This window comes from Pseudomonas kairouanensis (assembly GCF_004682055.1).
Lineage (GTDB): Bacteria > Pseudomonadota > Gammaproteobacteria > Pseudomonadales > Pseudomonadaceae > Aquipseudomonas > Aquipseudomonas kairouanensis.
The window spans coordinates 164,547-173,679 of sequence record NZ_QUZU01000009.1; the positions used below are offsets into that span (position 1 = coordinate 164,547).

The following is a 9,133-nucleotide window of genomic DNA, read 5'->3' on the forward strand; positions in this document are numbered from 1 at the left end:
TCAGGCTTTTTAATACGATGGGTTATCGGCACTTTGCCAGCAATTTGCGGGCATCAGCGCAGGCAATACGCCTTGTTGATCATGCCGGCGATTTTTCGGGTCAGCCAGCGTGGGCTTAACCGTGGGCTGAAGGTCATCCAGCGGTTGCGTCGGCCGGGAATGATGATGGCTTTGTTCTTTTCCAGCGCTCGCACGGTGTAGAGGGCCACCTCTTCGGGGCTCATCAGTTTGTCGCTGCGTTCGAGTTTGGCCGTGTCCATTTGCGCAGTGCCATAGAACGCGGTACGTGTCGGGCCGGGGCAGAGCACCGAGACCTTGATGCCGCAGCTCTTCAACTCTTCACGCAGGCCTTCGGAGAAGTGCAGCACATAGGCCTTGCTGGCGTAGTAGCTGCTCATCCATGGACCGGGTTGGAAGGCGGCCACCGAGGCGACGTTGAGAATCTGCCCGCCGCCATACAGTGCCATGGCATTGCCGAGGGCGTGGCACATGCGAGTCAGGGCCAGGATATTGACTTCGATCAGGTCCTGTTCGGTCATCCAGTCCTGGGCCAGGAATGGCCCGCTGGTGCCGATACCGGCGCAGTTGACCAGCAGATCGATCTGGCGCTCGCCTTCTTCAAGTTCCAGCAGGAACCCGGACAGGCGCAGTGGCTCGCCCAGGTCGCAGGCACGAAAAAGCACCTCGACGCCGAACCGTTGAGTCAATTCGATTGCAATGCTTTCCAACTGATCACGCTGGCGGGCCACCAGAATCAGGCTGCGGCCGCGTCGGGCCAGGGCCTCGGCCATTGCCAGGCCGATGCCACTGGAGGCACCGGTGATCAGAGCGTAACGGGTCATGCCTTTCTCCATCGCAACGCCGCCGGTCCTGTGACAGTGGCATCACAGGCGGCGGACGTTTCTTTACTGTTCTGGAGAGTCTACAGGTTCGGCTGCCTCGTCAGCACTTTGCGCGTCGTCTTCATCAACGGTCGCGCCTTGGTCGGCGTCGTCGTCGGAGGTGATGGAGCTGCTTTCGTAGCTGCTATCAACATTGGCTTCGAGTTGGTCGAGGTAGCCGTTCATGCCCAGGCTGACCACGAGGATGAGCATCAGTGGAATGAACGCCAGCCACAGGGAGGCCAGCACCTTTACGGCAGTGGAGTTGCGTGGGGGTGGGGCGCCGTATTGGTTGGCGCCTGGGTTGCCCGGGAGCACCAGCAACAGCAGTGGGAAAATGCTGTTCACCAGTGGCACCAGGTTCAGCAGGTACAGCCAGCCGGACCAGCCCAGGTCGTGCAGGCGTTGCACGCCGATTTGCACGCTGACCACGACGATCGCGATACACAGCGCAAAACCCAGCAATGAGCCCAGGATCATGCCCGCCGTTGGCGAAGCGGTTGCGACGGCAAATCCGGCGGTTGCAATGATCCCGCCCGCGACCAGCATCGCGACGGTCAGTACCAGCGTCCAGGCCAGGTAGCGCAGACGGCCAATACGACCGTTGATGGTGAAGACGTTGAGCGAGGCGTACTCCGGCAGGTCATCGCCAACAACCGAGCGAGGAGGTGCATAAGGGGAGGTTGCCGGTTGGTGGGCGCTGGAGTCCGTCTCATGGGTTTCGGCAAGGCTGAACGCCACGGGCTGTTCGGCTTCGATACGCGCATCTACGCCGGCGTTTTTCAACGCGGACAGGTAGGTTTCGGCATCTGGGCGGGACAGGTCGCGCTTGAGTGCGACCGGGCGGCCGGTAAAGAGCTTCTCGATCGCTTCGACGTCACTTTTGAACAACTCGGCGAGGTTCAATTTGGCAGTGGTACTTTCGACCCCCGGGAGCAAGGCTCCATCGAACACAATCTTGAAACGGCTATCGGTCATGCGGGCATCCTTGTCACTTAATCAGGAAGGTGGTGCAGGCCTGCTCAATCGGCAGGCCGTGCGGTTGGGTCAGCGGGGCCAGCGCAATTGTGCTGCCTGCTCGCGTGCCGTGCGGTATTCGGCATCCAGGCGGGCAACGAGTTCATCGACACTGAGCAGATCAGTGATCTCGCCGACGCCCTGGCCCGCGGACCACACGGTTTTCCAGGCTTTTGCCTCGTCGCTCAGCGGTTTGAGCTTGGAACCGAAGTTGACTTCGCCCTTGCCTTGCAAGGCGGCGAGGTCGAAACCGGCGTTTTCCAGGCTCTGGCGCATAAAGCTGGCGGGCACACCGGACACAGCCGGAGTGTGCACGATGTCGGCGGCGCGCGATGTGAGCAGCATCTCTTTATAGGCATCCGGCGCGTGGCTTTCGGTGGTGCCGATAAAGCGCGTGCCGAAGTAGGCCAGGTCTGCCCCCAGCAGTTGGGCGGCGAGGATCTCGTGCCCATGGTTGAGGCAGCCGGCCAGTAGCAGGGTTTTATCGAAAAACTGGCGAATCTCGGCGATCAGGGCGAAGGGGCTCCATGTACCGGCGTGCCCGCCCGCGCCGGCGGCCACGGCGATCAAGCCATCCACACCTGCCTCGGCAGCTTTCTCGGCGTGGCGCCGGGTGGTGACATCATGGAAGACCAGGCCGCCGTAGCTGTGGACGGCATCGACCAACTCCTTCACCGCCCCCAGGCTGGTGATGACGATGGGCACCTTGTGCTCCACGCAAATCGCCAGGTCGGCCTCAAGCCGTGGGTTGCTGTTATGCACGATCAGGTTCACGGCGTAAGGCGCGGGGTTATCCAATTGCGCCAGCCCTGCTTCGATTTCTTCCAGCCAGGCCTTGAAGCCGCTGCTCTCGCGCTGGTTGAGCGCCGGGAAACTCCCGACTACGCCATTGCGACAGCAGGCCAGGACCAGTTGCGGGTTGGAAATCAGGAACATCGGCGCCGCCACTACAGGCAAGCGCAGACGTTGTTCAAGCAAAGCGGGCAGCGACATTGGAGGTACCCCGTGTGATTGAAGTTAGAACGGTTTGACCACGACCAAAATTACGATAGCCAGCAATAGCAGAACCGGGACTTCATTGAACCAGCGATAAAAGACATGGCTGCGGGTGTTTTCGCCACGGGCAAAACGTTTTACCTGCGCGCCGCACATATGGTGATAGCCGATCAGCAGCACCACTAGCGTGAGCTTGGCGTGGATCCAGCCGCCCGATTGAAAGATGCTCGGGTTCAGGTAGATCAGCCAGCCGCCGAAAATCAGCGCGGCAATCATCGCCGGCCCCATGATGCCGCGGTACAACTTGCGCTCCATAAGGCTGAAGCGTTCCTTGCTGACGGTGTCCTCGCTTTGGGCGTGGTAGACGAACAGGCGCGGCAGGTAGAACAGCCCGGCAAACCAGCAGACGATGCTGATGATGTGGAAGGCTTTGACCCATAGATAAAGCATTTTTAGTTATTCCCAGGTTCACGGTAGCCGAGATAGTAGTGGCTCATGCGCCCGTACGTCACGTTGACGGTTGTCGCAGGACGATACGGCCCCTATTATCGACGGCTTTCCAGTGGGTTCGTTGAGGGCAGGTTTATGGTCAAGGTCGGTATCGTCGGCGGCACGGGTTACACCGGTGTCGAATTGCTGCGTCTGTTGGCTCAGCATCCGCAAGCTGAGGTGGTGGTCATCACCTCCCGATCCGAGGCCGGGTTGGCCGTGGCCGATATGTACCCGAACCTGCGAGGCCACTATGACGGCCTGGCGTTCAGCGTGCCGGACATCAAGACCCTGGGCGCCTGTGATGTGGTGTTCTTCGCTACTCCTCATGGTGTCGCCCATGCGCTGGCCGGTGAGTTGCTGGCTGCGGGAACCAGGGTCATCGACTTGTCGGCGGACTTTCGCTTGCAGGATGCCGATGAGTGGGCCAAATGGTACGGCCAGCCGCACGGCGCGCCAGAGCTGTTGGAGGAGGCGGTCTACGGCCTGCCAGAGGTCAATCGCGAGCAGATCAAGCAAGCGCGTTTGATTGCGGTACCGGGTTGCTACCCGACGGCGACCCAGTTGGGTTTCCTGCCGTTGCTTGAAACCGGGCTGGCGGATGCTTCGCGATTGATCGCAGACTGCAAGTCGGGCGTCAGTGGTGCAGGTCGTGGCGCGGCGGTAGGGTCGTTGTACTCCGAGACGTCGGAAAGCATGAAGGCGTATGCGGTTAAAGGGCATCGTCACTTACCGGAAATCCGCCAGGGGCTGCGTCGCGCCGCTGGCAAGGATGTGGGCCTGACCTTCGTGCCGCACCTGACACCGATGATCCGTGGCATCCACTCCACCTTGTACGCCACCGTGGTTGATCGCTCGGTTGATCTGCAGGCGTTGTTTGAAAAGCGCTATGCCAACGAACCGTTCGTCGATGTAATGCCTGCTGGTAGCCACCCGGAAACCCGCAGTGTGCGCGGTGCCAACGTTTGCCGAATTGCCGTGCACCGTCCTCAGGATGGCGACCTTGTGGTGGTGTTGTCGGTGATCGACAACCTGGTCAAGGGCGCGTCGGGCCAGGCGGTGCAGAACATGAACATCCTGTTTGGTCTGGACGAGAAGCTGGGCCTGTCCCACGCGGGCATGCTGCCTTAAGGCCGCATGATCGTTCAGCAAAAGGCCCGTTGATCGGGCCTTTTGTGTTTTTAATGGCGCCAGCGCAGATTGATATACCGTAACAATAGTTGACCGCTTTTCTAGGAGAAGCGGATAATGCCCGCCATTACGCATATGGCGGCGATACGCCGGGAGATTATCAGCATGAGCGTTGAGTCCTTCACCCCCACGGCTTTGCAATTCACCCACGGTGCTGCGCACAAGGTGAAGAGCCTGGTCGATGAAGAGGGTAATGATCGCTTGAAGCTGCGCGTGTTCGTTACGGGCGGCGGTTGTTCAGGGTTTCAGTACGGTTTTACCTTCGATGAAGATGTGGCCGATGATGACACCATCGTTGAGCGCGAAGGCGTGAGCCTGGTCGTGGACCCGATGAGCTTCCAGTACCTTGCAGGCGCCGAGGTGGATTACCAGGAAGGTCTGGAAGGTTCGCGCTTCGTGATCAAGAACCCGAATGCCACCACCACCTGTGGTTGCGGGTCTTCGTTCTCGATCTGATCGGCAGCGAATACAAAAACGCCGCTTGGCTCTGATAGGCCAAGCGGCGTTTTGCTGTCTGGGGTTTAAGCCGGGTAGATCGCGCCCAATACCCTAAGCCCGCGCGCGCCGGTAACGCTGGGACGGTTGGCAGCGATGCCTTCGAGGCAGCAATGGGCGAGCCAGGCGAAGGCCATGGCTTCGACCCAGTCGGGGTCTACGCCGTGGGTGGCGGTGCTGCTCACGTGGGTCGCCGGCATGAGTACGGCGAGGCGTTTCATCAGTGTGGCGTTGTGCGCACCACCCCCACACACCAGCAGGGTTTCGGTGTTGGGTTGTGCGGTCTGCAGGGACTCGACGATGGTCAGGGCAGTCAGCTCAAGCAGCGTGGCCTGGACGTCCTGTGCTTGGAATGCGGGCAAGCACCCAAGATGCTGTTGCAGCCAGCTCAGGTTAAAGACTTCACGTCCGGTGCTCTTGGGGCCCGTTGTCACAAAGAAAGGGTCGCTGAGCAAGGCGTTGAGCAACTGTGGCTCGACTTTGCCGCTGGCAGCCCATTGGCCATCCCGATCAAAGTGTTCGTTGCGTTGCTGGTGTATCCAGGCATCGAGCAGCACATTCCCGGGGCCGCAGTCGAAACCTGCTACAGGCTTGCCCGTCTCGATCAGGCTGAGGTTGCTGAAGCCTCCCACATTCAATACGGCACGGTTGCCGGAGCTTTCGCCAAACAGCGCTTCGTGAAAGGCGGGAACCAGTGGTGCGCCTTGGCCGCCGGCAGCGACGTCGCGACTGCGGAAGTCGCTGACCACTGTGATGCCCGTCAGCTCGGTCAACAGTGCGGGGTTGCCGATCTGGACGGTAAAGCCTCGGGCAGGTTCATGGCGGACAGTTTGGCCATGGCTGCCAATGGCGCGAATATCCTGGGGCTTCAAGTTTTGTTGCGCGAGTAAGGTGCGAATGCCTTGCGCCGCAAGGTTTACCCAATTGTGCTGGGCTAGAGCGGAGCGGGCGATCTCGTCTGGGCCGCTGGCGCAGAGGGCTAGCAGTTCTGCGCGCAGTGTGTCCGGCATGGGGATGTAGTGCGTGGCGATCAGGTTGATCGCCGGGTTTTGTTCGATGAGGGCGATGTCCAGGCCATCGAGGCTGGTCCCGGACATCACACCTATATAGAGCGGCATACGTTAGCGCTTCGCCGAGGCCAGCAGGGTGGAGCGCTCCTGGTCCATGCGGGCCATTAACGGCTGGCTCTGCTGCATGAAGCGCGCGCGCTCGGCCTTGGCGATAGGGTCGGCCATTGGCAGCTTCTGGCCCAGTGGGTCGACGTGAACGCCATTGACCTGGAACTCGTAGTGCAAGTGCGGGCCGGTGGACAGGCCGGTGGTGCCGATGTAACCGATCACCTGGCCTTGCTTCACGGTACCGCCCGTCTGCACGCCTTTGGCGAAGCCTTGCATGTGGCCATACAGCGTACGGTAGGTGTTGCCATGCTGGATGATCACCGTGTTGCCGTAACCGCCGCGACGCCCGGCCAGCAGTACTTTGCCGTCACCGGCCGCCTTGATCGGCGTGCCTCGTGGCGCGGCATAGTCGACGCCTTTGTGGGCGCGAATTTTGTTCAGAATTGGATGCTTGCGACCCATGGAGAAACGCGAGCTAATACGAGCGAAGTCCACGGGGGTACGAATAAAGGCCTTGCGCATGCTATTGCCGTCGGCGGTGTAGTAGCTGCTATTGCCTTGCTTGTTGGTGTAGCGCACGGCGGTGTAGGTTTTGCCGCGGTTGGTGAAGCGTGCAGAGAGAATGCTGCCGGTACCCACTACTTTGCCGTTGGCGACTTTCTGCTCGTAGATCACATCGAATTCGTCGCCCTGGCGGATGTCCTGGGCGAAGTCGATGTCGTAGCCGAACACGCTGGCCATGTCCATGGTCATGCTGTGGGACAAGCCTGCGCGGGCTGCGGATTGGGACAGAGAGCTGTTGATCACGCCGTGTGCGTAGGCCGAGCGCATCACAGGTTTGGTGGTGATGCGGTTGAAGGCAAAGCCTTTGGCGCCCTTGGTCAGGGTGATGCTCTCAAGATCGCTGGTGTTGCTGTGCAGGTTGTTCAACTGGCCGTCGGGGGTGAACTCAAACTCAAGTTTCTGGCCGTGTTTAAGCTGGGTGAACTGCCTGGCTTGCTTGTCGCTGGCCAGCACTTCGTTAACGGTGGCGGCTGGCAGGCCGACCTTTTCGAACAAGGTCGACAGCGTATCGCCTTTGGCCACGACCACTTCGCGGTGCAGAGGGTTTTTTGCCGTGGCCGCAGCGGGCGCCGATTGTTCCTGGGCTGCTTGCTGGGTGTCTTCGGGGCTGCTTTCTATCTGGGCGAATGGCGATTCGGCTGGCGCATTTGTGGCTTGTTGCGCGTCGGAAGCGTCTTGATCTTGTGTCAGTTGTTCAACTGGACTTTCCAGGTCAAGGCTCAGGGATGTTCGTTTGGCTTCTACGTCACTGGAAGGGAATACCAGGAGTGCCAGGCTGAGAAGGGCGGCGATCCCACTTGCAGCGAGCAGGTGGGTCTTCGGGTAAAGCGGCGGCGCTTTAGACGGTTCTGTGGTCATAAGTAATTTTGACTTTGAAGATGAAATGGAAAAGATGAATGACATGATGAAGATGAAATAACTGTATAAAATATAACCAAATCATCTGTGGCGCAAGCTCGCGAACGCTGGGCTTGCTGAACGGTGTCCGTGCGCAGGGCAAAACTTGTAATTAGTCCCTGATCTTGTATGGTTGGTTCCCTTTTGAATCTGAGCCTTGCGGGTCTGTTATGAAGTCGGTTGAAGAGCAGCTAGCGCTGATAAAACGTGGTGCGGAAGAACTGTTGGTCGAGGCTGAGCTGATCGAGAAGCTCAAGCGTGGCCAGCCCCTGCGTATTAAAGCCGGCTTTGATCCGACGGCGCCGGATCTGCACTTGGGGCATACCGTGCTTATTAATAAGCTGCGTCAGTTCCAGGAGCTGGGGCATCAGGTCATCTTCCTTATAGGTGACTTCACCGGGATGATCGGTGATCCAAGTGGCAAGAGTGCAACGCGTCCGCCGTTGACCCGTGAGCAGGTGCTCGATAACGCCGAGACCTACAAGACTCAGGTGTTCAAGATTCTTGATCCGGCCAAGACCGAGGTGGCATTCAACTCCACCTGGATGGATCAGATGGGGCCGGCCGACTTCATTCGCCTGACCTCCCAGTACACGGTGGCGCGCATGCTTGAGCGCGATGACTTCGATAAGCGCTACTCGACCAATCAGCCTATCGCCATTCACGAGTTCCTCTATCCGCTGGTGCAGGGCTATGACTCTGTAGCATTGCGTGCGGACATCGAGTTGGGCGGCACCGATCAGAAGTTCAACCTGCTGATGGGGCGCGAGTTGCAGCGCGCTTATGGGCAGGAAGCTCAGTGCATTCTGACCATGCCTTTGCTTGAGGGGTTGGACGGCGTCAAGAAGATGTCCAAGTCCCTGGGTAACTACGTGGGTATCCAGGAGGCGCCGGGCGTGATGTACGGCAAGCTGGTATCCATTCCTGATGCGTTGATGTGGCGCTACTTCGAGCTGCTGAGCTTCCGCTCGATGGATGAGATCAACGCTTTGCGCGCTGACGTTGAGGCGGGTGCGAATCCGCGTGACGTGAAGATCAAGCTGGCAGAAGAGATTGTCGCGCGTTTCCATGGTGAAGAGGCCGCGGCCACTGCTCATCGTGCTGCGGGCAATCGCATGAAGGAAGGCGAGTTGCCGGACGATTTGCCGGAAATCGAGTTGACCGCTTCTGAGGCTATGCCGATCGCTGCCGTCCTTAATAAGGCGGGCTTGGTAAAGAACTCGGCCGTCGCTCGTGATCTGCTGGGTTCGGGTGGAGTGCGTATTGATGGTGAGGTAGTAGATCGCACCTTTATATACGCACTGGGCGCTACCCATGTCTGCCAGGCTGGGAAGAAGGCATTTGCGCGTATTACGCTCAAAACCGAATAAGTCTGAAATTAGGTGTTGACGGCGAATTATATCTGTCTATAATTCGCCCCACTTCCGGCGCAGTCGAAACGGAAAACTCCTTGGTAAACAATGAGTTATGTAGTTTTTGGCAGCA

General features: G+C 59.3%; 9 protein-coding genes. 3 read left to right on the top strand and 6 right to left on the bottom strand.

Annotation, left to right across the window (positions count from 1 at the left end):
* Positions 1–53 precede the first annotated feature (53 nt).
* The 4 genes from DYL59_RS10330 to hemJ form a co-directional block, all read right to left on the bottom strand.
* Positions 54–842 (bottom strand): SDR family NAD(P)-dependent oxidoreductase, encoded by a 789-nt coding sequence (locus DYL59_RS10330; RefSeq protein ID WP_135289095.1) that lies wholly within the window; start codon positions 840–842, stop codon positions 54–56.
* A gap of 63 nt (positions 843–905) precedes the next feature.
* The gene (locus DYL59_RS10335) at positions 906–1,859 is read right to left on the bottom strand and encodes a DUF805 domain-containing protein (RefSeq protein WP_135289096.1); all 954 of its coding nucleotides are present in this window, start codon (positions 1,857–1,859) and stop codon (positions 906–908) included.
* Between the two features lie 69 nt (positions 1,860–1,928).
* Positions 1,929–2,891 carry an NAD(P)H-dependent flavin oxidoreductase gene (locus DYL59_RS10340; RefSeq protein WP_135289097.1) on the bottom strand — a complete coding sequence of 321 codons (963 nt, stop codon included), beginning with the start codon at positions 2,889–2,891 and terminating at the stop codon, positions 1,929–1,931.
* A gap of 24 nt (positions 2,892–2,915) precedes the next feature.
* Positions 2,916–3,344: a protoporphyrinogen oxidase HemJ gene (hemJ, locus tag DYL59_RS10345; protein ID WP_135289098.1), complete on the bottom strand. Its 429-nt coding sequence runs from the start codon at positions 3,342–3,344 to the stop codon at positions 2,916–2,918.
* 135 nt (positions 3,345–3,479) lie between these two features.
* Here hemJ and argC point away from each other — a divergent pair, with 135 nt between their 5' ends.
* Positions 3,480–4,514, top strand: a complete 1,035-nt coding sequence (gene argC, locus DYL59_RS10350) for an N-acetyl-gamma-glutamyl-phosphate reductase (protein WP_135289099.1) — start codon at positions 3,480–3,482, stop codon at positions 4,512–4,514.
* A gap of 165 nt (positions 4,515–4,679) precedes the next feature.
* On the top strand, positions 4,680–5,030 hold the full coding sequence (gene erpA / locus DYL59_RS10355) for an iron-sulfur cluster insertion protein ErpA (RefSeq protein WP_003176443.1): 351 nt from the start codon (positions 4,680–4,682) through the stop codon (positions 5,028–5,030).
* Between the two features lie 65 nt (positions 5,031–5,095).
* Here erpA and DYL59_RS10360 read toward each other — a convergent pair whose 3' ends face one another.
* Positions 5,096–6,187 carry an anhydro-N-acetylmuramic acid kinase gene (locus DYL59_RS10360; RefSeq protein WP_135289100.1) on the bottom strand — a complete coding sequence of 364 codons (1,092 nt, stop codon included), beginning with the start codon at positions 6,185–6,187 and terminating at the stop codon, positions 5,096–5,098.
* Between the two features lie 3 nt (positions 6,188–6,190).
* Positions 6,191–7,609 (bottom strand): peptidoglycan DD-metalloendopeptidase family protein, encoded by a 1,419-nt coding sequence (locus DYL59_RS10365; protein ID WP_135289101.1) that lies wholly within the window; start codon positions 7,607–7,609, stop codon positions 6,191–6,193.
* A 209-nt stretch (positions 7,610–7,818) separates the two neighbouring features.
* Here DYL59_RS10365 and tyrS point away from each other — a divergent pair, with 209 nt between their 5' ends.
* Positions 7,819–9,018, top strand: a complete 1,200-nt coding sequence (gene tyrS / locus DYL59_RS10370; RefSeq protein ID WP_135289102.1) for a tyrosine--tRNA ligase — start codon at positions 7,819–7,821, stop codon at positions 9,016–9,018.
* Positions 9,019–9,133: the final 115 nt, after the last annotated feature.

Excerpts from the sequence above, each read along its gene's own strand:
- DYL59_RS10330 (WP_135289095.1), bottom strand. The coding sequence starts at position 842 with ATGACCCGTTACGCTCTGATCACCGGTGCCTCCAGTGGCATCGGCCTG.
- DYL59_RS10335 (WP_135289096.1), bottom strand. The coding sequence starts at position 1,859 with ATGACCGATAGCCGTTTCAAGATTGTGTTCGATGGAGCCTTGCTCCCG.
- DYL59_RS10340 (WP_135289097.1), bottom strand. The coding sequence starts at position 2,891 with ATGTCGCTGCCCGCTTTGCTTGAACAACGTCTGCGCTTGCCTGTAGTG.
- hemJ (WP_135289098.1), bottom strand. The coding sequence starts at position 3,344 with ATGCTTTATCTATGGGTCAAAGCCTTCCACATCATCAGCATCGTCTGC.
- argC (WP_135289099.1), top strand. The coding sequence starts at position 3,480 with ATGGTCAAGGTCGGTATCGTCGGCGGCACGGGTTACACCGGTGTCGAA.
- erpA (WP_003176443.1), top strand. The coding sequence starts at position 4,680 with ATGAGCGTTGAGTCCTTCACCCCCACGGCTTTGCAATTCACCCACGGT.
- DYL59_RS10360 (WP_135289100.1), bottom strand. The coding sequence starts at position 6,187 with ATGCCGCTCTATATAGGTGTGATGTCCGGGACCAGCCTCGATGGCCTG.
- DYL59_RS10365 (WP_135289101.1), bottom strand. The coding sequence starts at position 7,609 with ATGACCACAGAACCGTCTAAAGCGCCGCCGCTTTACCCGAAGACCCAC.
- tyrS (WP_135289102.1), top strand. The coding sequence starts at position 7,819 with ATGAAGTCGGTTGAAGAGCAGCTAGCGCTGATAAAACGTGGTGCGGAA.